Origin of the sequence: Streptomyces flavalbus, from assembly GCF_042674625.1 — a bacterium.
In the GTDB taxonomy this organism is placed as follows: domain Bacteria; phylum Actinomycetota; class Actinomycetes; order Streptomycetales; family Streptomycetaceae; genus Streptomyces; species Streptomyces flavalbus.
This window is the reverse complement of record NZ_JBHTEB010000001.1, coordinates 7,535,056-7,558,684: the sequence shown is the minus strand read 5'-3', so window position 1 is coordinate 7,558,684 and position 23,629 is coordinate 7,535,056. Positions and strand designations below refer to the sequence as shown.

The window sequence follows — 23,629 nt, the reverse complement described above, 5'->3', positions numbered from 1 at the left end:
GTCTCAGGCGCCGCCGGTCTCAGGCGCCGCCGGTCTCAGGCGCCGCCGTCGAGGCCGTCCAGCCGTCGCCGCAGTTCCCGTGCCCGCTCCTCGTCGCCGAGCGCCTCGTGGATGTCGGCGGCCCGGCCGAGGCACTCCCGGACCAGTGCGGTACGGCCGCCCGCCCGTTCCGCGAGGTCCGCGAGCCGCTCCCGGGCCTGTGCCTCGTACGCCGTCCCGTTCGCCACGCCGCCGAGGACGCGCACCGCGTCGCCCAGTTCCCTGATGCCGTCCTCCATCTGGCCGAGGTGCCCGTGGACGACGCCGATGGCGGCCGTGACCCGGGCGGCCATCCGGTGGTCGGGTTCCGCGCGGCCCTCCAGTTCGCTCCGGGCGCGGCGCAGCAGGGCCATGGCCTCCGCGTGGTCGCCGCGGGCGTCGAGCGCGCTGCCGAGGAAGAAGGTGGCGAGGGCGACCCCGCGGGTCTCCCCGGCCTGTTCGTTGAGTGCGAGGGAGCGCCGGTACGCCTCGACGGCCCGCGGTGGGTCGACGACGTCGAGGTACCGGCCGAGGAACTCCTGCACGGAGGCGCGCAGGTCGAGGCGGTCGGTCGTCTCGGCGAGGGCGACGGCCCGCTCCAGGTGCTCGCCCGCGCGGTGGGTCTCGCCGAGGTCGAGCAGGGGGCGGGACAGCAGGGCGCGCAGCCGGGCCTCGCCCGCCGTGGCCTCGGCCAGCTCCCCCGGTGTGTCGGCGGTGGCCGCCGCGGCGGCTGCCGCGTCGATGCCCAGTTCGAGGGACTCCCGCCAGGCGCCGAGGTAGCGGTGGTACAGGAACAGCACGGTGAACGCCTCGGCCAACTGCCAGGCGAGGGTGTGCAGTCCGTGTCGTACGGCCATCCGCAGGATCGCGAGGATGGCGGGCCGCTCGGCGTCCAGCCACTCCAGCGGCGCGGGTCCACCGGGCGCGGCGAAGGGGTCGTCGGCGTCGCTGAGCAGGTCCGAGAGGTCGGCGGTGCGCAGGCGTTCCCTCCTGAGCGCGCGGTCGGCGTACGCGGTGAGCGCGAGGTAGTGTCCGCCCACCCGGCGTGCCAGTGCCGTCGGCTCGGTCGGCGGTTCCTCCTCGGCGGCGCGTTCCCGGGCGTGCAGCCGGACCAGGTCGTGCATCCGGAACCGGCGGTCGCGCAGCGCCTCCACCAGGCTGGCCTTCTTGAGGACGCCGAGCAGGCGCCTGGCGCTGGCCGTGTCGGTCCCGGCGGCGACGGCGGCCACCCCGGCGTCGAAGACGCCGAAGGGCAGCCAGCCGAGCAGCCGGTAGAGGCGGGCGGCGTCGGGCGGCAGCAGCCGGTAGGACGGCCCGAGGACGGTGGACACGGCGGACTCCTCTCCCTCCAGGGCGAGACCGGCCAGCCGACCGCTCTCGTCGTCGAGTTCGTCGGCCAGTTCCGCCATGGTCAGGGTGTCGTCGGTGGTCAGGCGTGCCGCCACGACCTGCAGGGCCACCGGCAGTCCGCCGCACAGGTCGACCAGCCGCTCGGCGGCGGCGCGTTCGGCCTCGACCGTGTCGGGGCCGCAGCGGTCCCGCAGCAGTTCGAGGCCGCCGTGCGCGTCGAGGGGCTTGACGGAGATCAGCCGGGCGCCGTCGTGGGCGGCCAGTTCCGCGAGCCTGCTCTGGCTGGTGGCCAGGACGGCGCTGCCGGGTCCCTTGGGGATGAGGGCGCGGACCTGCCGGGGCTGGTTCACGTCGTCGAGGACGAGCAGGAGGCGCAGGTTGGCGGTGCGGGAGCGGAACAGGCTGGCCCGTTCGGCGAGTGAGTCGGGCAGTGCGAGGTCGCCGCCGGGCAGCGCCCGCAGGCACATGGCGAGGGCCTCGGAGACGTCGGCGCCGGGGCCGGTGAGCGGGGTGGTCTGGTCGCGCAGGGCGGCGAAGTCGACGTAGAGCTGTCCGTCGGGGAACCGTTCCCGGGCGCGTGCCGCCCACTGCCACGCCATCGCCGTCTTGCCGACGCCGGGGAGGCCGTCGAGTACGTCGACGCTGACGGGCGCGGTGCCGGGGGTGGCGTCGAGGGTGGCGAGTTCGGCGTGGCGGTTGCTGAACCGGACGGTGACGGCGGGTACCTGGTCGGGTCTGACGGTGGGTCCGGTCGCGGGCTGGGGCGCCGTCGACTGCACGGTGAAGGTGATGCCGCCGTGGATGTGGGAGCCCTGGAAGACGGGGCCGTGGTTGACGCCGCCGCTCACCAGGTTGACGAAGGTGTGGGAGGTGTCCGGGGCCAGCGCCGCAAGTAACCGGGCGAGTTCCTCGGCGGCGCCCGGTTCGGTCTGGAAGATGTCCGCCAGCCGCTGCCGCAGCCGCGCGTGCACCCGTTCCTCACCGCGGACGTCGCCCGTGGCCCGCGCCCGCTCCAGCGCGTCCCGGGTCGCCCGCAGTTCCTCCTCGCCGTCGTCCGCGGGGCCGTCCGACCGTCGGAAGAACCGCCCCAGGCCGCTCTTGGCCCGCTCCCACGACTCCGAAACGATCAGTCCGACCAGCGTCGTCGCCCCCGACGCGGCCAGAGCGGCCAACTCCGCTTCCACACGGCCCCCTTCACCATCCGGCCCCGCAGGGCGGTCGGATCCCCACCGTAGAGAGATCTTGGACGCTTGGACAGTCAGGCACGCTGAACGCCGGGGTGCGCGCAAGCCGCCGGTCGCCCCCGGCGGCGTGGCCGGGCCGTCGTCAGACGCGGAACAGCGCCGAGACGTACTCCGTCATCAGCCGTTCCTTCAGCCGTGCGGGCAGGGCGTCGAGGAGGGTCAGGACCGGGGCCATCCGGGTGGGCGGTGGCTGGGCGCCGCCCAGGCCAGCGAAGGCCAGGACGGCGGCGATGTCGTCGGGGGTGAGGGTGTCGGGGTCCAGGGTGGCGGCCAGGGCGAGGAGTTGGGGGTCGGGGGCGGTCCCGGGAGCCGTGCGGGCCGACGTGAGCGCGTCGGTGAGGTCGGCCAGGAGGGGCGGGACGCGGTCGGCGGTGGCCGGGGTGAGGGTCAGGTGGAGGTTGGGGGGCAGGGGGCCGTGGGAGAGCTGGGGCTGGAGGTACCAGTCGCGTTCCCTCATCTCGTCCGCGACGTGCAGGACCCGCGCGAGGTCGGGGGTGCCGTCCGGTCCGGTCACGGTGAACGCGACGAGGCTGCCGGTGGGTTCTCCGAGGACGCGGACGCCGGGCAGGGCGCGCAGCGCGGGCAGCAGGTGGTCGGCGGCTGCCGCGACCTGGCGGGCCAGTGCGGTGTAGCCGTCCTCGCCGAGGTGCTGGAGCACCGCCCACGCCTGGGCCGCGAGTCCGGCGGGCCGGGTGCCCTGCGCGGTGGGGTTGACGACCGGGTAGCCGGGCCAGCGGGCGTACGCGAAGTACTGGTGGCGGCGGAGTTCCGCGTCCCGGTACAGCACGACGGAGGCGCCCTTGTCGGCGTAGCCGTACTTGTGCAGGTCCACCGAGAGGGACGTCACCCCGGGCACCGTCAGGTCGAACGGCTCGACCGCGCGGCCGGTGCGGCGCAGGAACGGCAGGAACCAGCCGCCGATGCAGGCGTCCACGTGGCACAGGACGCCCCGGGCCGCGGCGGCTGCCGCGATGTCGGCCACCGGGTCGAGGACGCCGTGGGCGTACGAGGGTGCGGAGGCGACCACCAGGACGGTGCGGTCGGTGAGCGCGGCGGCGACGTCCGCGGCGGCGGGCCGGAACGTCTCCGGGTCGACGGGGACGGTGACCGTCTCCAGGCCCAGGTAGTGGGCGGCCTTGTGGAAGGCGGGGTGGGCCGTCGCGGGCAGCACCAACTGCGGGTCGGTGACGCCGCGTTCGGCGCGGGCGTGGTCGCGGGCGGTCTTCACCGCGAGCAGGATCGACTCGGTGCCGCCGCTGGTGAGGGTGCCCTGCGCGCCCGGTCGTCCGAGGACCGTGTTGACGGCGCCGACGAGGTCGTTCTCCAGGCGGAGCGCGCTGGGGAAGACGGTGGGGTCGAGGCCGTTGACGGTGGCGTGGACGCGGTACGCCTCGGCGGCCAGGTCGTCGAGTCCGGGGACGCCCGCGTCGTACACGTAGGCGAAGGTCCGGCCGCCGCGGGTGGGGGCGTCGGCGGCGCGCGAGGCGCGCAGTTCGGCGAGTACGTCGGCGGCGGGGCGGCCCTTGGGCAGGGCGGGGGCGGCGGGGTCAGTGGGCACGTCGGGTCTCATCCTCCTGGGCGGGTGCGGGGTCGGGGCGTTGAGCCGGGCGGACTCGCGCTGGTAGCGGCGCAGCAGCGGGAGCGAGGCCAGTACGAGGAGGGCGGGGAGCAGGCTCATCGCGGTGTTGATGCCGGTGAGGGCCGACTCCGGCTGGCTGACGCGTTCGTCGGCGTCGGAGGAGCGGAATCCGGTGACCGTGAGGACGAGGGCGAACAGGGCCGGGCCCGCCGCCAGGGCGAGCGTCTCGGCCGCCGTCCACACGCCGGTGAAGGTGGCGGCGCGGCGCCGTCCGGTGCGGGCGGCGTCGGTGGCGAGCGTGTGGGCCAGCAGGGTCAGCGGCAGCAGTTGCAGACCGGCGTAGGCGACGCCCGCCGCGGCGACGGCCGCGTAGGCGAGGGCGGGGTGGGTGTGCGGGGTGAGCGCGAGCAGGGCGCAGGCGGCGGTGAACAGCAGGGAGGCGTACCACTGTGCGGTGGTGGTGCCGCGGGCGCGGGCGAGGCGGTTCCACAGCGGGGTGGCCGGGATGAGCGGGCCGATCATGCTGAGGAAGAGCCAGGTGACGGATGCCGCCGAGTCGAGGACGTAGGTGGCGAAGTACTGGGTTCCGGCGAGCATCACGCCCACGGCGAGGGCCTGCACGGTCCACATGCCCGCCAGTGGGGCGAAGGCGCGGTGGTCGCGGGCCGCCGCGAACTGGGCGCGCAGGGAGGGTTCGGCCGCGCTGCGCGCGAGGACGGGGGCGCGGCGGGTGGCCGCCCAGGCGCCCAGCATCCCCACGGCCAACAAGACGGCGATGACCACGCCCATGGTGCGGTATCCGGCGGGGTCCTCGTCGTCGGTCCGCGCGACGGCGGGGGCCAGCGCCCCGGACAGCAGGATGGACACGCCGAGGAAGGCGACCCGCCAGGCCAGGACCCGCGCCTGTTCGCCGGTGTCGTCCGTCATCTCCGCTGGCATGGTCACGTACGGCACCTGGAAGACGGCGTACGCGGTGGCGGCGAGGACGAAGAGCGCGGCCACGTAGGCGGCGGCGCCGGTGCCGCGCAGCGGGGGCGCGGCGAAGACGAGGGCGAACAGCGGGGGCAGGGTGAGCGCCCCGGCCAGCAGGAAGGGGCGCCGGGAGCCGCCCTGTGCCCGGCTGCGGTCGGCGGCGGCCCCGATGAGGGGGTTGACCACCACGTCCCACGCCTTGGGCAGGGCGACGGCGGCACCGGCGAGCGCGGCGGGCACGGCGAGCACGTCGGTCAGGTAGTACAGCAGCACCAGCCCGGGGACGGTACCGAAGGCGCCGGTGCCCAGGGATCCCAGGCCGTAGCCGATGCGTACCGTGCGGGGCAGGGCAACCGTGGTCCGCTCGGCGCCGGTCATGCGCGGCATTCTCGTCCGACTGACGGGCGCACGACAAGCGGGCGTGCAGACGGCTTCCGTCGGGGCTCACCGAGCGCCGCCTTGACGACCGCGGCCCTCTCAGTGCCGACGCTGGGCGGCCATCCACTGCCAGATGTGGGTTCCGTCGATGCTGGGGTCGTTGCGGGCGACGTAGATCCACGAGAAGTGGCCGTGGAACTGGTAGCCGTTCCAGATGACGTGGTCGTAGAGCGTCATCAGCGATCCTGGGACCACCTCGTGCGCGTGGATGGTGTTGGCCTGCGGGTCCACGACGGTGTCGTCGCCGGAGGCGACGAGCCAGCTGGGGGTGGTGATCCGGGCCAGCTCACTGTCGGGGAGCAGCGGCGCTCCTCCGGGCGGGAAGGAGGTGACGACGCCACAGATCGGTACGGACGCGGCGAACAGGGTGGGATAGACGGTGGTCATCTTCATGCTCATGTAACCGCCGTTGCTGCACCCGGCGACGTAGATCCGGTCGCGGTCGATGCGGTGCCTGCGGACGACCTCGCCGATGATCTCGTGGATGAGGGGGGCGAAGCGGGGGCCGTCCTCCATCCAATAGGAGGTGCTTTGCGGGGCGAGGACGTAGGCGCCGCCGAAGATGCGCTGCGCCTCGGGGGTGGCGAAGCCGAGGGCCCCTCGGTTGGCTCGTAGCGTGGTCTCGTTGTCGTAGTAGTCGTTGGGCAGTGAGGCGCCCTCTCCCCCGCCGTGCAGCCAGACGACCAGCGGACGTTTGTCGCGCCGGGGGGAGTGGACATCGGTGGGTGAGTACAGCCGGTACTTCATTCCTGAGCCGGAGACGTGGGCGCTGAACGCGTCCACCTCAGGGTCCGAGAGTCGGGGGTTCTGCACGAACTTCTCGATGACGAGGGTGCGGTGGTTGCGCAGGACGATCGGGGCGTGCTGAGTGAGGGTGTAGGTGAGGTCGAGCATCACGTTGCGGCCCTCGTCCGCGAGGTAGCTGAGCGTGCTCCCCCCGGTCTGGCCCTCCGCGTAGTCCAGTTCGAGCACGATGTTGCCGTTGCGGTCGAGCCGAACAGCGGTCACCGTGCGGTCGAGGTCGTAGTCGCTGACACTGTCGTCGTCGGGGGTGGCGGGGAACGGCCTGGTGCCTTTGGCGTGCACGCCGAAAGTCGCGGTGGTCAGGCCGCCCGGGTCGATCGGGCCGAGCCGGGCGGTCTCCAGGGTGATCGAGGTGACTTGTTCGCCGCCGTCGAGCACTTGGGCGTTCAGGGTGAATCGTACGGTGGCGGGCGTACGGCCGGCCGCGTACGCGGCGACGCCGGGGAGGGACAGCCCGGCGGCGCCCGCGCCGGCGGCCAGAATGGTGCGACGGCTGATACGCGTTGCCATGCGGACTCCTTATGGGGTCGGAGGCTTCACCGTGGCCTGTGCGCCGCACTCGTCTGATGCGGCCACAGCCGACACGAGGTCAGTAGAACAGGGAGGATCGCCGACGGGCAGGTCTCTGCCGGACAAAGGATCGCGCTGAATCGCCTGCGAGCTCGGGTCGATGACAAAGCCAAGATCCCCCTCGCACGGCGGGCGCGCTACAGGGCGCCTCGTGGCGCACACGGTCCGCTCCCCAAGCAGCGGTGCTGGCCCGGGCGTTGGGAGGAACCGATGGTGACCAGGTTGAGGACCTCGCGGGCTGCGTATCGCTTGAGGCGTCGGAGGATCTCCCGACGGGTCTGGCCCTCCTGGGTGCGGCGTTCGTAGTACGTCCTCTCCGCACGAGCGGTCCGGGGTGGCTGGTGGCCGCGTCGGCTACTTCACGGCGCCAGCGGTGAGGCGCTGGTGTACTGGCCCTGCATGACGGACAGCCCCAGGGGGACTGTCTGCTGGTCGTTGGAGATGAGCAGGACGAGGGGGTAGAGGAACTCGTTCCAGCTCCAGACGGAGAAGAACACGCACATCACCGACAGCGTGGGCCAGCTCATCGGCAGGACGATGCGCCACAGGATGGTCCAGCGGCCCGCGCAGTCCAGGGAGGCCGCTTCGATGAGTTCCCGCGGGAAGCTGCCGAAGACGGAGGACAGCAGGTAGGTGCCGCAGGCGCTGTAGGTGATGCCGACGCCGGGACTGATCTGGATGCTGTTGACGAGCTTCTGGGTGCAGTCGACGCGTTCCCAGACGTCTCCGATGATGCTCCAGCTCCACTGCTCGGGCCAGGACAGGGAGCCGTGGGCGCGGTAGTCGGCGCTGGTCTTGGAGGAGTTGACGAGGATGATGCCGAAGGGTGCGAGGAAGGCGAGGACGAAGACGGTGACGGCGGCGACGACGTCGTAGGAGCCCGCACCGCGTTGGCCGGGCGCTTGTCTCTTGCGGTCCCGCCGGGGGGAGGTACGGCCGGGGGCCTCCGCCTTCTGGACGGGGGGCTCGGCTCCGCAAGGCGTCCACTTCGCGGGGCCTTCCCCCTCTCCCTCTCACCGACCCGGCTGCCCCCGTACCGCCCTTCGCCCCACCCGCCCTCGCTTCGACCGTATCCGTCACGCCGGTGTCGTTGTGCTGGTCTGAGGCTCAGGTGCGGACCGAATCAGGCTGGCACTCGACGACTGCCGCGAGCGCCCGCGGAGCGGCTTACGCCACGGTGATGACGGCCTTGCCGCGGGCGTGGCCCCGTTCCACGTGGCGTACGCCCTCGGCGGTGTCGGCCAGGGGGTACGTCCGGTCGACCACGGGGGTGAGTACGCCGGACTCGATGAGCTGGACGACGGCGAGGAGGTCGTCGTGGGCCGGTCCGGCGGGGGCGGCGGGGAGGATGGGGCGGAGCCGCTGCCGGACGAGGGGGTTGACCGCGGCCAGCCGCAGCAGGGAGCCGACCGCGCCGAAGAGGTGGCCGGGTGAGCCGCCGCCGTTGGCGACCAGGGTCCCGGTCGGGGTGAGGGCGCCGCGCAGCCGGTTCAGAGGGTGGTTGCCGACGTTGTCCAGGATGACGTCGTAGTGGGCCCGCTGGTCGGTGAAGTCCTCGCGCGCGTAGTCGAGGACGTGCGCGGCGCCCAGGGAGCGGACCAGTTCGGCGTTGCCCGCGCCGCACACGCCGGTGACCTCCGCGCCCAGCGCGGCGGCGATCTGGACGGCGAAGGTGCCCACGCCCCCGCCCGCCCCGTTGACCAGCACCCGTTGTCCCTCCTGGACCCTGCCCACCGTGCGGATGCCGCGCAGGGCCGTCACCGCCCCCAGCGGTACGGCCGCCGCCTGTGCGTAGGTGAGGCGGGCGGGCTTGGGCACCAGGAGGTCGGCGGTGGTGCGCGCGTACTCGGCGAAGGCGCCCGGGCAGAAGCCCAGCACCTCGTCGCCGGGGCGCAGTCCCCGTACGTCGGCGCCGACGGCCGCCACCTGTCCGGCCGCGTCGAGCCCGGCCACCGCGCTCTTCGGCCGGGTCACTCCGACGCCGCCGAGCAGCCGCGCCACGTACGGGTCGCCGCGCAGCATGTGCCAGTCGTAGGGGTTCAGGGCGGCGGCGCGCACCCTGACCAGCACCTCACCGGCCTTGATCCGCGGCCGGTCGACGTCCGCGAGACGCAGGACGTCCGGCGGTCCGAACCGCTCCTGGGTGACTGCCCTCATCGTCTCTCCCCCTCCGGACCGGCCCCCAGGGTGTACGGCGTACACCTCTCTCTGGGCACGGTAGGTGTACGCCGTACACCCGTCAAGGGAAAGAGGTGAGGGTGGGTCAGGCCGGGCGGCGGGCGAGCCGTTCGAGGCCGTCGAGGGTCAGGTCGAGGGCGAACTCGAACTCGTACTGGTCGTCGCAGCCCGAGCCGACGACGGACTCCTTGTCATGGGCGACCGCCCTGGCCAGCGCGGTGATGTGCGGAAAACGCTCCGCCATCTCCTCAGGCGACGGCGCGTCCGGCTCCGGCGCGCGGTCGGGGCGGTCCTCGAACAGCTCCTGGGAGAAGCCCAGCATACGGCTGCCCATGACGTGCATCGCGTGGTGGACGAGGTCGATCGAGAACCCTCCGGCCCGGAAGATCCCGATCATCGAGTCCAGGTACGCCATCACGGCCGGGGTCGGGTTGGCCCGTGCCTTCATCCGCGCCTCGATGACCTCCGGCGCCCACGGGTGGCGCAGCAGCATCCGGCGGGCCGACAGCACCCGGCGGCGGACGGCCGTCTTCCAGTCGGCGTCGGGGGTCGGCGGGTCGATCTCGCCCACGAGGACGTCGATCATGCCGTCCAGCAGTTCGTTCTTGTTGGCGACGTGCTTGTAGAGCGCCATGGGGACGACGCCGAGCGCCTGGGCGATCTTGCGCATACTGAGCGCGTCGGCCCCGCCCTCGTCGGCCAACGCGACGGCGGCGGCCAGGACCCGCTGCCTGCTCAGGGGGGTGCGCGGCTGCGCGGCGGCGTCGGCCTGCGTGCTGATCTCCACCATCTCCTTGGGCACGGCGGGCCTTCGAATGTAACAGCGCCCACCGGCCCCTCCCTGACACCGGCCCCGGGAGTGTGGCGGCGACTGACCGACGCCCGGGACCGGAGGTTCGCGACCGGGTCAGGGCTTGCGGGCCACGCCGCCGTAGATATCGGTGGGTTCCGGGGTGGTGCCCGGTTCGGGGCGCCACAGGGGGCAGGAGACGATGCCCGGTTCCAGGAGTTCCAGGCCCTCGTAGTATGCGGCGAGCTGCTCCGGGCTGCGCAGTACGTACGGGATCGCGCCGGTGTCGTCGTAGCCCTGCTGGGCGGACTTCAGCGACTCGTCGGTGTCCGTGCTGTCGTAGTGGACGAAGTAGCTGCCGGACGGCAGGGCGGCCTGGAGGCGGCGGACGATGGACTTGGCCTCCTCGTAGTCCTGGATGTGGCCGAGGATGCCCATGAGCATCAGGGCGATCGGCTTGTCGAAGTCCAGGAACCCCTTCGCCCGCTCGATGATCTCCTCGGGCCGGTGCAGGTCGGCGTCGATGTACTCCGTGACGCCCTCGGGGGAGCTGGTGAGCACCGCCTCGGCGTGCCGCAGCACCAGCGGGTCGTTGTCGACGTACACGATGTGCGACTCGGGCGCGATGCGCTGGGCGACCTGGTGCGTGTTGTCGTAGGTCGGCAGGCCGGTGCCGATGTCGAGGAACTGGCGGATGCCGAGTTCGCCCGCCACGAAGGTGACGGCGCGGATCAGGTAGTGGCGGGAGGCGCGGGCCATGGTCTCGATGTTCGGGGCGACCTCGCGGTAGGCGTCACCCGCGACGCGGTCGACCTCGTAGTTGTCCTTCCCTCCCATCCAGTAGTTCCAGATCCGGGCCGAGTGCGGCACCGTGGTGTCGATCTTGGACCATGCTTCCTGGTCCGGGGTGGGCTGGCCGTCTGCCATGGGTGGTCTCCTGCCGTGGAACGCGTTCTGTCACTGCCTGGACGTCAATGTCTGAGCGTCAGTGTCTGGACGTCAGTGTCTGGACGTCGGTGTCCGGTGCCGTGCCTGGGGTTGACGGCGGCGGGAGGTCCGGCCCGGATGGGGCGGCAGGGCGGCGGCCAAGGGGTGGCGGGACCGACAAAGTCGGTCCCGCGCGGGAGTAAGCCCGCTGAAGGCTCATCGTCGTGTATGTGTCCCACTCCCGTCACGGCGATGGAACCCTCCCCCCTCGGTGGTGTGTGTCAGGCGATCAGGAAGTCCGCCTGGCCCGCCTTGGCGCCCTCCAGGAACGCGATCATCTCCTCGCGGGTGTAGACCAGCGCGGGCCCCTCGGGGTCCTTCGACTGGCGGAAGGCGACGCTGCCGTCCGGGAGGCGCTTGGCCTCGACGCAACTGCCGCCGTTGGTGCCGCTCCAGGGCTTGTGCCAGCCCTCGGTTCCCAGGTCGGCGGCGGACATGCCGTTGCGGACGGGGTCCTTGGATTCCATGGCTTCCATGGTCACAACTCCTTACGCATTCTTTCCAGGATGGCCCTGGTCTTCCCGACCGGCTCCGCCTGCACGGACATCCGGTCCATGACCTCAAGGTGGGTGACTACGTCCTCTGGTCGCTCGATGTAGGTGGCGCCGGTGAGGTTCTCGGTGTAGATCACGTCGGGCAGTTCGGAGAACCCGAAGCGGAACTGGTGGAAGGGGCCGAAGGCGCCGGGGTGGGCCCCCACGGCGACGGGCATGACCTGGATGCGGACCTTCGTCGTCTCCAGGATCTCGATGACCCGGTCGAGCTGGGCCCGCATCACCTCGGCCCCGCCGACGGGGCGGCGCAGCACCGTCTCGTCCAGGATGGCCCAGATGTTGGGGGCGTCGGGCTTGGTGAGCAGGTCCTGGCGCCTGAGGCGCAGGTCCACCCGGCGGGCGATCTCCTCCTTCGGCTCGGTGGGGAACCCGACGCGGAACAGCGCGGTCGCGTAGTCGCGCGTCTGCAACAGGCCGGGTATGTAGTGGGGTTCGTAGAGGCGGATGAGACTGGCTTCGCTCTCCAGGCTGACGTACGCCCTGAACCAGTCGGGCAGCACGTCGCGGTAGTTGTACCACCAGCCCGGCTGGTTGGCCTCCCTGGCCAGCGCCAGGAAGTCGTCGATCTCGGCCGCGGGGACACCGTAGGCGCGGAGGAGTTCCTTCACGTACGGGATGCGCAGGCCGACCTCGGCCTTCTCGATCCGGCGGACCGTCAGGGGGGTCACGTCGATCGTCGCCGCCGCGTCCTCGAACGTCATGCCCGCCTGCTGGCGCAGTTGCGCCAGACGCTTGCCGAGGACCCTGCGCAGGACGGTGGGAGCGCTGCCGCCAGAACGGTTCTCGCTCACTCCCCACCCCCGAGAACGGCTGTCACCTTCCGCAGTGTGCCACGCCGTCGACGACACAGACAGTGCGTTGCCGATAGTTCTGAAATTATCAGAACGTCGCTTGCGGAGCGATCCTCTCGGCGGCCATAGTGCTTGACGTGACGTGGCCCACGGTTTGGGCGCCCTCGAGCACAACCGCGCGCGGGCGCAAGCTAATTGACGCTCCATCAGCTTCGGTGGCTCGACCAGCTCCGCCAACACCGTCAGCCACGCCGCCAGCGCCCCGCTCCCCGGGTAACGGGCGAGCCGGTGCGTCCGACCGCGTGCTCTTACGAGGGGAACCGATGACGGCATTCACCACGCGGCGCCACGGGCCGTCGCCCGCACCGGACGATGTCGAGAACGGGATGACCGACGGTGGGGAGGTGACTGAGGGTGGGGAGGTTCACCTGCGCTCCACGGTCCCGGCCCGGCCCGCCTGGGCCACCGCCGTGCGGCGCACCGTCATCGAACACCTCGCGGAGCTGCGGCTCTCCCCCGACCTGCTGGACAACGCTGTCCTGATGGCCGACGAACTGTTCGCCAACGCCGTGCGCCACGCCAGTCACGGCCCCGACGACACGGTCACCCTCACCATCGACACCAGCGAGCGCACGCTGCGGGTGTCCGTGGCCGACCGCTCACCCGTGCCGCCACGGTCGCGTACGGCGAGCGACACGGCCGAGTCCGGACGCGGACTGGCCATCGTGAGCGCGCTGGCCGACGACTGGGGCGTGGCACCGCCCGAACCGGGCGCCCCCGGCAAGAGGGTGTGGTTCACCCTCGTGCTCCCGGGAGCGGTCTTATGAAGGGGGACGGCGGCACCGCACCGCCCGTGTCCCCCGCTCTCGCTTCGGCGCTCGCCGCCGAGTTGACCCGCAGGGCCGACGAGGACCGTGAACTGATGCGGCAGGCGGAAACGATCCCGCCACCGGATCACCGGCGCCGTATCGCCCAGTGCCATCGCGACAACGCCGAGGCCCTCGCGACGATCGTCCGCCGCCACGGCTGGCCCACCGCCGCGCTCGTCGGCGCGCCCGCCTCGACCGCGGCCCTGATGATCCTGCTGCACGCCCCCGACCCCGGCTTCCGGCGCGACGGCCGGGACCTGATCGCGCAGGCCGTGGCGGAGGGGCACTGCCCCGCCATCCACCTGGCGTACATCACCGACCACTGCGCCGTCGACGAGGGCCAGCCGCAGCTCTACGGCACCCGGATCGACCCGAAGACCCTGCGCCCGTACCCGATACGCCAGCCGCGGGACGTCGACGAGCGTCGCCGGGAGGTCGGCCTGGGCCCGCTCCAGGAACAGTTGGAGGCGCTGGGCATCCGCGTCTGACCACCCGTCGTACGGCCCCGCCTCACCACACCACCTCGTGGGTGTGGCACGGGATGCCGGAGGGGTCGCAGTCGGCGCACTTCTCGCAGTGCCGCCAGAACGCGCGCAGCGTCCGCCGACGGCGGAACTCCGCGGCGACGCTCCCGACGCGCTGCCGGTGACCGAACGCGCCCCCGCCGTCGTGCCACGTCCAGCCCGGGGCCGACGTCCGCGGCGCGGGGCCGAGGGGCGCCTCGCGGGTACGGCGTTCCGTCAGCGAGGTGATGCGGTCGGTGAAGTCGGGGTCGGGCAGGGGCAGGTCCAGGTCGTCGTCGACGTAGGCCAGGGCCGCGGGCACGTAGTCGAGTACGGCGTTGAGCTGTGCCGTGCGGGTGGCCAGGTCGGGCGCCTGGTCCCGGCGCGGGGTCCGCAGTGCCGTGGTGAACTCATGGAGTCCGCCGTCCGGTTCACCGCAGCCGGAGGTGACGGCGGCGGCCTGGGCGCGCCACCACCACTCCGCTTCCGGCCGCTCGCCGTGGGCCAGGTGGTGCAGGTACAGGCAGTAGGTGGCGGCGCTGTCCCCGGCACCTGCGGCGTACTGCCACCACAGCCGTGCGGAGTCCTCCCGCTCGGTGAGCTGGAGGACGCACCCCAGCACGCGCGCCCCGCACGGCTCGGGCAGCGCGCGGGCCACGAAGTGCCTGAGGCTGGTCAGGGCGCCGTCGCTCATGACGGCTGTCTCGCACAGGGCACGCAGGTCCTGCGCCGCGGCGTCCTGTTCGGGCACCGGTGCCGTCCCGGGGACCGGTGCTATCTCGGGCTCCGGGTCATCCGGCGCGCACTCGGCGCGCCGGGCCGCCGCGCGCGCGGCGACGCGGAGGGCCGCGGCGTCGATCTCCTCCAGGGTGTAGGGCTCACTGACCAGCCGGGAGCGGTCCAGCAACTGGTCAACGGGCGACGTCATCGGTTCGTCCTTCCTTGGCCAGACCCAGGATCTCCCGCAGGCGGCGGCGCGCGTAGCGGGCGGTGGAGCGGACCGCCGCGGGGGTGATGCCGAGGTGGTCGGCGGCCTCGCGGGTGGACTGCCCGTGCAGGGAGAGCAGCAGGACGACGTCCCGCTGCCGCTCGGGCAGTGCCTCGATGGCCCGCATGAGGCTCAGGTTCTCCTCCAACTGCCCTATGGGGTCGACCGCCTTGCGCAGCGCCGCCGTCTCGAAGGCGGCGGTGTCGATCAACGACTCGCGCCGGCCGCGGGCGCGGGCCACGTCGATGGTGCGGTGCTTCATCACCTGCCAGGCGTACGCCGCCGGGCTCTCCTTGGTTAGCACCTCCTGCCACCCCGTGAGCAGTTGCTCGAACGCCCAGTCGACGGCCTCCTCGGCGTCGGCCTTGTGCTTCAGGTACGACTTCGCCCAGGCCACGTACAGGGGGCGGTGCATCCGGTGGAAGGCCTCGAAGTCCAGGGGCAGTTCGGGCAGCTCGGTCATCGTCGTGACGCCGGTCGGCGTGTCCGGGGCGCCCCGCCTCACGCCCGTCCGTCCCTCTGGTCGCCCCGGCGCAGTTCGCTGATCCCCCACCGCACCCCGGCCGCCGCGGCACGCCGCAGCAGGGCCACCACGTCACGGCCCAGCACCCGCACCGCGAGCACCAAAAGGATCATCTCGTCAACTAACGGCAAAGACACGCGACTTCGCCCTTCCGTTCGGCGCACGAGCCAACCGGCCCGGAAGGACGCGGCTGCGCCCTCTGCCTGTGATGGCGTCCCGGGGTCCGCCATCGTGCACCCCGCGGGGCCGCGGTTCTCACGGACTGGATGCGTTCGATTACGCGGAAGCGCCGCGACTGGTCCCGTGACGCCGCCCCTCCCCCCTCACCCCACCGGGACCGCCAGCCCCGACCTGCGCGGGGACGAGCACCCTGGGCGCTCCGCCGGCGCCACACATGTGACGAGCATCACAGCATAAGCGAGGGGCAACCGAAAAGCGGCCCTACACCCGGTTCGCGAGCCTTTGGGTGCGAACACTTACTCGGGCATCGCTCACCCGTTCCGTCTTCGCTCCTGTCACCGACCAGGGCCGCTCCGACACGGTCGATGGACGGCGGCCACTCGGCGCACGGGCCGGTGAAGCCGGTCAGCACGCGGTTGGCCAGTCCGTTCCTCCCCGCTCAGCGAGCGGTGGCGGCGACGGCGGCCGTGTTGCCGTAGTACGCGTCCGGTCCGTGCTTGCGGGTGAAGTGCCGGTCGAGCAGGTGCTGCGGAGGCTCAGGGGCGTCGACGGGTGACCGCAGGGCCAGGGTGTGCAGGGCCATCTCCGCGACCGCCTCGCAGACGATCGCGTTCTCGAGCGCGGTGGTCGCCGTGGCCCCCCAGGTGAACGGGCCGTGCCGGGAGACGAGCGCGCCCGGCACCTCTTCCGCACGTTGCGGGTCGCCTTCGAGGAGGGCCACGATCACCTGGCCGGTGTTGTACTCGTAGTCCCGCGCGCACTGTTCGGCCGTCAGGTCCTCCGTCACCGGGACCGGTCCGTTGAAGGTGTCCGCGTGGGTGGTGCCGAGGACGGGGATCGGGCGGCGCGCCTGCGCGAAGGCGACGGCGTGCGTGGAGTGCGTGTGGGTCACGCCGCCGATGTGGGGGAACGCGCGGTACAGGCACCGGTGGGTCTCGGTGTCCGTGGACGGCTTGAAGTGCCCCTCGACCACCCGCCCGTCCGCAAGGGAGACCACGACCAGGTCCTCGGCGGTGAGGTCCGCGTACGACACACCGGACGGCTTGATGACGAAGACCCCGGCGTCACGGTCCACGCCGCTCACGTTCCCCCAGGTGAGGGTGGCCAGGCCAGCCTCCGGAATTCGCAGGTTGGCCGCCAGAACCTCCCGGCGGAGGTCCCCGAAGGAGAGGGACTCGCTCACTACGCTCACCGTCTTTCCGTCATCGGCTGACCGCCACCGACCCGCGAGGGCCTTCGCGGCCACGCACGAACCCTGCTTCGATTGTGCGCGCTAACATAGCGCAGCCTCAAGAGCTGGCCCAAGAATTCGGAGCGCATCCTCCCGACTGGACTTTCCCCAGTGTGAGCGCACACATCAGAGTGCGGCGAACGGACTCCTGTCCGGGCCGCCCCCACCCCCGGATGAGCCTCGGTTCATCCCCCAGATGAGGCCTCGGCCCATCCCCCGGATGAGGCCTCAGCGCGCCAGTGGTCAGGCGGTACCTTGAGTAAGGGCCCGTGACGAACTAGGAGGGGAAGAGGCTTGACCCAGCTCCCGGAAGTCTCCAGAGCACCCACCATGGCGGATGTGGCGCGCGTGGCTGGCGTGTCGCACCAGACCGTCTCGCGCGTGCTCAGCGGTCATCCCAACGTCAGCGCCAAGACCCGTATGGCGGTGACGGAGGTCATCCAGCAGTTGGGCTACCGCCGGAACTCCGCGGCTCGGGCTCTCGCCACCCGCCGGACGCACACGCTGGGCGTCATCGCGGTGAACAGCACGCTGCACGGACCCGCCAGCACGCTCTTCGGCGTCCAGGAGGCGGCCCGGGAACGCGGCTATCTGACCACCGCCGTGACCCTGCGCACGCTCACGGAGTCCTCACTCACCGAGGCGATGCACCACCTCACCACCTGGGGCGTCGAGGGCGTGATCGCCATCACCCCGCAGCGTGACGCGGTCCGGGCCCTGGCCGCGCTGGAGGCCCCCTTCCCCGTGGTCACCGTCGAGGGCGGCCACGCCCTCGACCTCCCCGGCGTGTCGGTCGACCAGTACGCCGGGGCCCGCATGGTCACGGAGCACCTCCTGGCGGCGGGCCACTCCACCGTCTGGCACGTGGCCGGTCCCGCCGACTGGCTGGAGAGCGAGGGCCGTACGGCCGGTTGGGAGAGCGCGCTGCGGGACGCCGGGGCCGAGGTGCCAGCCGTGCTGCGGGGCGACTGGAGCCCCCTGTCGGGCTACCAGGCCGGTCAGCAGCTCGCCGGGCGGGCGCTGGCGTCGGCCGACCGTGGCGCGGGGCTCACCGCGGTGTTCGTCGCGAACGACCACATGGCGCTGGGTGTGCTGCGGGCCTTCCGCGAGGTGGGGCTGCGCACCCCGGCGGACGTCGCGGTCGCGGGCTTCGACGACACACCCGAGGCGGAGTTCTTCCCTCCCCCGCTCACCACGGTCCGCCAGGACTTCGGCTCGCTCGGCCGCAAGAGCATCGAACTGCTCCTGAACCACATCGAGGGCACCGCGTCCGAGACCGCGCACCTGACGATCGCCCCGGAACTCATCGTCCGCGCCAGCACGGCCCGCCGCAGGCCCGCGATCGAAGACTGAGGGGACTGAGGGGCCGAAGGGACCGGATCACGTCCCGCCGACGGTCCTCCGCGCCCCGCACGCACGTGAGGGGCGCCTTACGCGACCCCTCTTCGCCAGCGTCAGCGCCCCCGTCATTGGGGACGCTCACAAAGGCGGCTCCCACCCTCTCCGCAGTCCCGCCGCCGATCCGATTCCCGCCACAGGGCCCTTGCGCACCAGAATTGTTAGCGCTCACAATACGAGAGCAAGAACCGAGGGCAAGACCCACTCCGTCCGTCGGCCCGCGGAGCAGTCCGCCGCCGTACGGCCCCTTCGAAAGGCGATCCGGTGACCTCCCTCCGAGCCTCCTCCGACGACCGCGAGCAGTACACCGTGGGCGTCGACTTCGGCACCCTGTCGGGCCGCGCCGTGGTCGTCCGGGTACGCGACGGTCAGGAACTGGCCTCCGCCGTCCACGAGTACGCCCACGCGGTGATCGACGAGCGCCTTCCCGGCACCGGTGCGCAGCTCCCGCCGGACTGGGCGCTCCAGCACCCCGACGACTGGCGCGAGGTGCTGCGCGGGGCCGTGCCGGAGGCCGTGGCCGCGTCCGGCGTGGACCCCGCCGACATCGTCGGCGTCGCCACCGACTTCACCGCCTGCACGGTGCTGCCCACGCTCGCCGACGGCACCCCCCTGGCCGAGACCGCCCTCGCCGGGCGCCCGCACGCCTGGCCCAAGCTCTGGAAGCACCACGCGGCGCAGGCCCAGGCCGACCGCATCAACGAGCTGGCGCACGCGCGGGGCGAGAAGTGGATCGGCCGGTACGGCGGCAGGATCTCCGCGGAGTGGCAGTTCGCGAAGGCGCTACAGGTGCTGGAGGAGGACCCCGAGGTCTACGACGCCTGCGCCCGGTGGATCGAGGCGGCCGACTGGATCGTCTGGGAGCTGACCGGCGCCGAGTCCCGCAACACCTGCACCGCCGGTTACAAGGGCATCCACCAGGACGGCAGCTACCCCGACGACGGCTACCTGGCCGCGCTGAACCCGCGGTTCGCCGATTTCGTCCGCACCCGGCTCGACTTCCCGCTCTCCCCGCTCGGCTCCCGCGTGGGCTCGCTGAGCGACCGGGCCGCAGCGTGGACCGGCCTGCGCCCCGGCATCGCGGTGGCCGCCGGGAACGTAGACGCCCATGTCACCGCCGCCGCGGCCCAGGCGGTGGAGAACGGGCGGCTGCTGGCCATCATGGGCACCTCCACCTGCCACGTCGTCAACGCCCCCGTCCTCGCCGACGTCCCCGGCATCTGCGGCGTCGTGAACGGCGGCATCGTGGAGGGGGCGTACGGATACGAGGCCGGGCAGAGCGCGGTCGGTGACATCTTCGCCTGGGTGCTGCGCCAGGGCGTCCCGCGCGCGTACTACGACGAGGCCGCCGAACGCGGCGAGGACCTGCACGCCCTGCTCACCCGCAAGGCGGCGGGCCAGCCGGTCGGCGGTCACGGCCTGATCGCCCTGGACTGGCTGAACGGCAACCGCTCCGTCCTCGTCGACCACCACCTGTCCGGCGTCATCGTCGGCCTGACCCTCGCCACCCGACCCGAGGACGTCTACCGCGCCATGCTGGAGGCCACGGCCTACGGCACCCGGGTCATCGTCGAGGCCCTGGAGCGGGGTGGCGTACCGGTGGAGGAGTTCATCGTCGCCGGTGGACTGGCCAAGAACGAACTGCTCATGCAGATCTACGCGGACGTCCTGCGCCGCCCGGTGTCCCTCGCCGCGTCCAGGCAGGGCCCTGCCCTCGGGTCGGCCATCCACGCCGCCGTCGCCGCGGGGGCGTACCCCGACGTGCGCACCGCGACCGCCGCGATGGGCCGTCTGGAACGCGCCGTCTACGTGCCCGACCCGGCGCGCGCCGACGCCTACGACGCGCTGTTCGCGGAGTACCGGCTGCTGCACGACCACTTCGGCGCCGACGACCTGCTGCACCGGCTGCGCGCCGTCCGCAACGCCTCGCTGACCGCCAACTGACCCCGCCCGCCCGCCGACCGCGTCCGTCGCGGTCGGCACCTGAACCACCGAACCACTCTCTCCCCAGGAGTTCACGTGTCCAGCGCCCCTTCCCCCGTCCGTGAAGTCTGGTTCCTCACCGGCAGCCAAGGGCTGTACGGAGAAGAGACCCTGAAGCAGGTCGCGGAGCAGTCCGAGCGGATCGCCGCCACCCTGGCGGGTGCGGACGGCCTGCCGGTCCGGGTCGTGTGGAAGCCGGTGCTGACCGACGCCGCCGCCATCCGCCGCGTCTGCCTGGACGCCAACGGCGACGACCGGTGCGTGGGCCTCATCGCCTGGATGCACACCTTCTCCCCGGCGAAGATGTGGATCGCTGGCCTGGACGCGCTGCGCAAGCCGCTGCTGCACCTGCACACCCAGTCGAACGTGGCCCTGCCCTGGGACACCATCGACATGGACTTCATGAACCTCAACCAGGCCGCCCACGGCGACCGCGAGTTCGGGCATGTCCAGGGCCGCGTCGGCGTGCCGCGCAAGACGGTCGCCGGTCACGTCTCCGACCCGGTGACGGTCGACCGCATCGTGACCTGGGCGCGTGCCGCGTCCGCCCGTGCCGAGCTGGCCGGTCTCAAGGTCGCCCGCTTCGGCGACAACATGCGCGACGTCGCCGTCACCGAGGGCGACAAGGTCGAGGCGCAGCTCCGCTTCGGCGTCTCCGTCAACACCTACGGCGTCAACGACCTGGTGGAGGTGGTCGACTCGGTGGACGGGAGCGAGGTCACCGCTCTGGTCAAGGAGTACGAGGACGCCTACCGTCTGGCGCCCGAGCTGCGGGCGGACGGTGAGCGCCACGCGTCGCTGCGGTACGCCGCACGGATCGAGGCGGGCCTGCGGTCGTTCCTCACCGAGGGCGGCTTCAAGGCGTTCACCACCAACTTCGAGGACCTCGGCGGCCTGCGCCAGTTGCCGGGGCTCGCCGTGCAGCGGCTGACGGCCGAGGGCTACGGCTTCGGCGGGGAGGGCGACTGGAAGACCTCCGTCCTGCTGCGCGCCCTCAAGGTCGCCGCCGAGGGCCTGCCCGGGGGCACGTCCTTCATGGAGGACTACACCTACGACCTGACACCCGGCGACGAGTTGATCCTCGGCGCGCACATGCTGGAGGTGTGTCCGTCGCTCGCGGGTGCCACGCCCGCCTGCGAGATCCACCCGCTGGGCATCGGTGGCCGCGAGGACCCCGTGCGGCTGGTGTTCGACGCGGCCCCCGGCCGTGCCGTCGTCGTCGGTCTGAGCGACCTCGGTGACCGCTTCCGCCTCGTGGCCAACGAGGTCGACGTGGTGCCGCCGCCGCACCCGCTGCCCGCCCTGCCGGTGGCCCGCGCGGTCTGGCGGCCCCTGCCCGACCTGCGTACGTCCACGGAGTCGTGGCTGACCGCGGGCGGCCCGCACCACACGGTCCTGAGCACGGCGCTCACCGCCGAGCACCTGGACGACCTCGCGGAGATGCTGAAGGTGGAACTCGCCCTCATCGACGAGACCACCACGTTCCGGCGGTTCCACCGCGAACTGCGCTGGAACCAGGCGTACCACCGCCTGGCCCTCGGCATGTGAGGCCCGGTGGCTGAGCCGTCAGCTCAACTGGCGCAGCCACAGGACCAGGTGCCAGTCCTGGTCGTTGGCGAGGGGGTCGGCGGCGTGGGCGGCGCGGCCGTCGACGGTGGAGGGCATGACGAAGGCGCAGGTGGCCGAGCCGTCCTCGTGGTAGTTGGCCATGTTGGCGCGCAGGATCGTCTCGGCCAGCCGGTCGGTGTCCGCGGTACGGAGGGTGGTCGGCAGGCGGAGCAGGGAAGTGGCCGTGAGGACGCTCCAGTAGTGCGGGAAGACGTCACCCCAGAGCCGGTTCTCGCCGAACCAGTAGCCGTCCCAGTGCCGGATGGCGATGCCGTGCAGCCGGGCGTGCGGCTGGGGTCCGCCGAAGGCCAGCAGCCAGGGCAGCCGCTCCTCGACCGCGTCGTGGAAGAGGGCCTCGCCGGTCAGGGCGTACGCGTCGCTGAGGAGGTCGAGGAGCGGGGCGACGATGGCCTGCTCGTAGCTGACCTCGTGGGCGGGCAGTTGGCGGCCCATGCGGAGGAATTGACGTGCGCTGTCGACGAGTTGGTCGCGCAGGCGGTCGGCGCGGGCGGTCTGGCCGACGGTGTCGAGGGTGTCGCAGACGGCCGTCGTCGCCGGGGAGACGTCGATGGACAGATGGGTGGCGCCGCCCAGGTCGAAGCGGCGCTCGATGACGCGGGCGGCGCGCTCCAGGTCCTCTGCGCGGCCGTGCGCCTGGTACCGGTCGTGGAAGAAGCGGGCCAGCCAGGGCATGTCGTACAACCGGGGTTCGATGTGCCAGCTCTGGGATCCGCGCCGCGGGGCGTCGCTCGCGTCGAGCAGGTGGCGCACGGCGAAGTCGGACCAGCCGTCCAGGAGGGGGCCGGTCTCCCGCGGGTCCGCGAGGCCGTGGGCGGTGGCGGCCTGCAACAGCAGCGGCATGGCGATCCGCTCGGAGCCGTCGGACCAGTCCGACCAGCCGTTGGTGGGGCTGGTCAGTCCGGTCCGGGTGTTCACGGGGACGAAGGCGTGCGCGAGCAGACCGGGGCGTTCCGTGGCCCGCTGGTGGCGGATGACGTAGGCGACGCGGCGGCGGACGACCTCCTCCAGCGGGAGGTGGAAGAGGACCTCGGTACGGGCGCCGTCGCCGATGTCCAGGGTGCGGGTGCCGTGCGCGGACGACTCGACCCGGTACCGGCCGTCCGCCTCCCGCTCCACCTTCACCTCCGGGTCCGGGCTGCTCACCGACGCCGCCTCGACGACGATCGGGGTCCCGGTCTCGGCGGCGTACGCGGAGAAGACGGCCGGTGGCCGGGTGGCGGCGGTGAAGTCGTCGACCGACGCGTACCAGCCCAGCTCCCAGGCGACCGACGTCGACTCCCCCGGCGCCAGCCGCAGCACCGGCTGTCCGCCGAACGCGTGCGGGTTGCGGGCGTGGTCGGTGACCTGGAGGACGAGGTGGCCCCGGACGTGGGACTGCGAGTCCTGGTTGCGGGACTCCACCGAGTACGCCCGCACCGCGCCCTCCCGCACGACCAGCCCCAGGCAGCGCCCCCCACCCGACATCGGCTGGGCCAGGACCCACGCCCAGGTGCCGCCGGCGAAGACGTGGGCGTGCACCGCCTCCTCCAGGGAGGTCCGCGCGTCCTGGTACCAGTCGGCGAACGGCGTCTGGACGCCGAGGCCGGTGACGGCGAGCGGCTCGTCACCGCTGTTGACGACCGTGTAGCGCTCACGCAGCAGGTCCCCGGCCACGGAACGCCGCGCCTCCACCCGGACGCCGGGCAGCGGTGTGTGCACCGTCTCCACGCTGTCGCCCGCCGCCCACAGCCGTGCCGGCGCGAGCCAGCGGGCCGCTCCCCGGTCCGTGACCAGGTGCCCGCTGCCCCACTGGTGTTCCACCGAGTGCCACGGTGCGCTGGCCTGGTCGAGCAGGAAGCGCCGGGCCGGGGCCCCGTCGTCCGCGAACCGCGTCGGCGCGCCCGTCACCGGGTCGAGCACCACGCGCCCCGTACCGAAGCGAAGCGATTCCGGAACCCCGGCCTCGGTGGATGACACTCGACCACTCCTCACGTGTACCTGAGCCCGTTCGGGCGGCAGTGGTCACATTCAAGGCAGCGCCCCCGGGTCACGTACAGGGCGGCGAAAGTTT

19 protein-coding genes and 1 pseudogene are annotated in these 23,629 nt (G+C 72.4%); 5 read left to right on the top strand and 15 right to left on the bottom strand.

Features of this window, described 5'->3' with window-relative positions:
• Nucleotides 1–35: 35 nt before the first annotated feature.
• The 10 genes and pseudogenes from ACFQZ6_RS33700 to ACFQZ6_RS33655 all read right to left on the bottom strand — a co-directional run bounded on the left by ACFQZ6_RS33700 (nt 36) and on the right by ACFQZ6_RS33655 (nt 12,275).
• Nucleotides 36–2,552 (bottom strand): NB-ARC domain-containing protein, encoded by a 2,517-nt coding sequence (locus ACFQZ6_RS33700; protein ID WP_381617155.1) that lies wholly within the window; start codon nt 2,550–2,552, stop codon nt 36–38.
• Between the two features lie 142 nt (nt 2,553–2,694).
• Nucleotides 2,695–4,182 (bottom strand): pyridoxal phosphate-dependent decarboxylase family protein, encoded by a 1,488-nt coding sequence (locus tag ACFQZ6_RS33695; RefSeq protein WP_381618873.1) that lies wholly within the window; start codon nt 4,180–4,182, stop codon nt 2,695–2,697.
• Nucleotides 4,183–4,290: 108 nt separating this feature from the next.
• Nucleotides 4,291–5,541, bottom strand: a pseudogene (locus ACFQZ6_RS33690) (MFS transporter); the annotation flags it as partial.
• Nucleotides 5,542–5,640: 99 nt separating this feature from the next.
• Nucleotides 5,641–6,915 carry a carboxylesterase family protein gene (locus ACFQZ6_RS33685; protein ID WP_381617152.1) on the bottom strand — a complete coding sequence of 425 codons (1,275 nt, stop codon included), beginning with the start codon at nt 6,913–6,915 and terminating at the stop codon, nt 5,641–5,643.
• Between the two features lie 419 nt (nt 6,916–7,334).
• Nucleotides 7,335–7,601, bottom strand: a complete 267-nt coding sequence (locus tag ACFQZ6_RS33680; RefSeq protein WP_381618870.1) for an ABC transporter permease subunit — start codon at nt 7,599–7,601, stop codon at nt 7,335–7,337.
• A gap of 541 nt (nt 7,602–8,142) precedes the next feature.
• Nucleotides 8,143–9,132, bottom strand: a complete 990-nt coding sequence (locus ACFQZ6_RS33675) for an NAD(P)-dependent alcohol dehydrogenase (RefSeq protein ID WP_381617149.1) — start codon at nt 9,130–9,132, stop codon at nt 8,143–8,145.
• Nucleotides 9,133–9,238: 106 nt separating this feature from the next.
• Nucleotides 9,239–9,943, bottom strand: a complete 705-nt coding sequence (locus ACFQZ6_RS33670; protein ID WP_381618867.1) for a TetR/AcrR family transcriptional regulator — start codon at nt 9,941–9,943, stop codon at nt 9,239–9,241.
• Nucleotides 9,944–10,060: 117 nt separating this feature from the next.
• On the bottom strand, nt 10,061–10,870 hold the full coding sequence (locus ACFQZ6_RS33665) for an SAM-dependent methyltransferase (RefSeq protein ID WP_381617146.1): 810 nt from the start codon (nt 10,868–10,870) through the stop codon (nt 10,061–10,063).
• Nucleotides 10,871–11,151: 281 nt separating this feature from the next.
• Entirely contained in the window at nt 11,152–11,397 is a 246-nt protein-coding gene (locus ACFQZ6_RS33660; RefSeq protein ID WP_381618864.1) for a DUF397 domain-containing protein, read from the bottom strand.
• Nucleotides 11,398–11,408: 11 nt separating this feature from the next.
• Entirely contained in the window at nt 11,409–12,275 is an 867-nt protein-coding gene (locus ACFQZ6_RS33655; RefSeq protein ID WP_381617143.1) for a helix-turn-helix domain-containing protein, read from the bottom strand.
• A gap of 404 nt (nt 12,276–12,679) precedes the next feature.
• Between ACFQZ6_RS33655 and ACFQZ6_RS33650 the strand changes: the two genes are divergently transcribed.
• Together ACFQZ6_RS33650 and ACFQZ6_RS33645 are read left to right on the top strand one after the other, a co-directional pair.
• Complete coding sequence (locus tag ACFQZ6_RS33650; protein ID WP_381617140.1) at nt 12,680–13,102, top strand: ATP-binding protein; 423 nt, start codon at nt 12,680–12,682, stop codon at nt 13,100–13,102.
• Nucleotides 13,103–13,128: 26 nt separating this feature from the next.
• On the top strand, nt 13,129–13,632 hold the full coding sequence (locus tag ACFQZ6_RS33645) for a DUF6624 domain-containing protein (RefSeq protein WP_381617137.1): 504 nt from the start codon (nt 13,129–13,131) through the stop codon (nt 13,630–13,632).
• A 22-nt stretch (nt 13,633–13,654) separates the two neighbouring features.
• Here the strand turns inward: ACFQZ6_RS33645 and ACFQZ6_RS33640 are convergent, their stop codons facing one another.
• The 4 genes from ACFQZ6_RS33640 to araD all read right to left on the bottom strand — a co-directional run bounded on the left by ACFQZ6_RS33640 (nt 13,655) and on the right by araD (nt 16,530).
• Nucleotides 13,655–14,575 (bottom strand): hypothetical protein, encoded by a 921-nt coding sequence (locus ACFQZ6_RS33640; protein WP_381617135.1) that lies wholly within the window; start codon nt 14,573–14,575, stop codon nt 13,655–13,657.
• Nucleotides 14,559–15,140, bottom strand: coding sequence for a sigma-70 family RNA polymerase sigma factor (locus ACFQZ6_RS33635; protein WP_381617133.1), 582 nt, complete (start codon nt 15,138–15,140; stop codon nt 14,559–14,561). The genes ACFQZ6_RS33640 and ACFQZ6_RS33635 overlap by 17 nt, the downstream gene beginning before the upstream one ends.
• Nucleotides 15,137–15,271 (bottom strand): hypothetical protein, encoded by a 135-nt coding sequence (locus tag ACFQZ6_RS33630; RefSeq protein WP_381617131.1) that lies wholly within the window; start codon nt 15,269–15,271, stop codon nt 15,137–15,139. The genes ACFQZ6_RS33635 and ACFQZ6_RS33630 overlap by 4 nt, the downstream gene beginning before the upstream one ends.
• Nucleotides 15,272–15,777: 506 nt before the next feature.
• A complete protein-coding gene (gene araD, locus ACFQZ6_RS33625; RefSeq protein ID WP_381617128.1) occupies nt 15,778–16,530 on the bottom strand; it encodes an L-ribulose-5-phosphate 4-epimerase AraD in 753 nt (250 codons plus the stop codon).
• Between the two features lie 333 nt (nt 16,531–16,863).
• On the opposite strand from araD, the gene ACFQZ6_RS33620 reads away from it, so the two are divergent.
• The 3 genes from ACFQZ6_RS33620 to araA all read left to right on the top strand — a co-directional run bounded on the left by ACFQZ6_RS33620 (nt 16,864) and on the right by araA (nt 21,498).
• The gene (locus ACFQZ6_RS33620; RefSeq protein WP_381617125.1) at nt 16,864–17,922 is read left to right on the top strand and encodes a LacI family DNA-binding transcriptional regulator; all 1,059 of its coding nucleotides are present in this window, start codon (nt 16,864–16,866) and stop codon (nt 17,920–17,922) included.
• 309 nt (nt 17,923–18,231) lie between these two features.
• Nucleotides 18,232–19,911 (top strand): ribulokinase, encoded by a 1,680-nt coding sequence (gene araB / locus ACFQZ6_RS33615; protein WP_381617122.1) that lies wholly within the window; start codon nt 18,232–18,234, stop codon nt 19,909–19,911.
• A 75-nt stretch (nt 19,912–19,986) separates the two neighbouring features.
• Nucleotides 19,987–21,498, top strand: coding sequence for an L-arabinose isomerase (gene araA, locus ACFQZ6_RS33610; RefSeq protein WP_381617119.1), 1,512 nt, complete (start codon nt 19,987–19,989; stop codon nt 21,496–21,498).
• A gap of 18 nt (nt 21,499–21,516) precedes the next feature.
• Here the strand turns inward: araA and ACFQZ6_RS33605 are convergent, their stop codons facing one another.
• The gene (locus ACFQZ6_RS33605) at nt 21,517–23,535 is read right to left on the bottom strand and encodes a hypothetical protein (RefSeq protein ID WP_381617117.1); all 2,019 of its coding nucleotides are present in this window, start codon (nt 23,533–23,535) and stop codon (nt 21,517–21,519) included.
• Nucleotides 23,536–23,629 lie beyond the last annotated feature (94 nt).

Coding starts and splice junctions, on each gene's coding strand:
- ACFQZ6_RS33675 (WP_381617149.1), bottom strand. CDS start 9,132: ATGAGGGCAGTCACCCAGGAGCGGTTCGGACCGCCGGACGTCCTGCGT.
- ACFQZ6_RS33665 (WP_381617146.1), bottom strand. CDS start 10,870: ATGGCAGACGGCCAGCCCACCCCGGACCAGGAAGCATGGTCCAAGATC.
- ACFQZ6_RS33670 (WP_381618867.1), bottom strand. CDS start 9,943: ATGGTGGAGATCAGCACGCAGGCCGACGCCGCCGCGCAGCCGCGCACC.
- ACFQZ6_RS33660 (WP_381618864.1), bottom strand. CDS start 11,397: ATGGAATCCAAGGACCCCGTCCGCAACGGCATGTCCGCCGCCGACCTG.
- ACFQZ6_RS33630 (WP_381617131.1), bottom strand. CDS start 15,271: ATGATCCTTTTGGTGCTCGCGGTGCGGGTGCTGGGCCGTGACGTGGTG.
- ACFQZ6_RS33695 (WP_381618873.1), bottom strand. CDS start 4,182: ATGAGACCCGACGTGCCCACTGACCCCGCCGCCCCCGCCCTGCCCAAG.
- ACFQZ6_RS33640 (WP_381617135.1), bottom strand. CDS start 14,575: ATGACGTCGCCCGTTGACCAGTTGCTGGACCGCTCCCGGCTGGTCAGT.
- ACFQZ6_RS33685 (WP_381617152.1), bottom strand. CDS start 6,915: ATGGCAACGCGTATCAGCCGTCGCACCATTCTGGCCGCCGGCGCGGGC.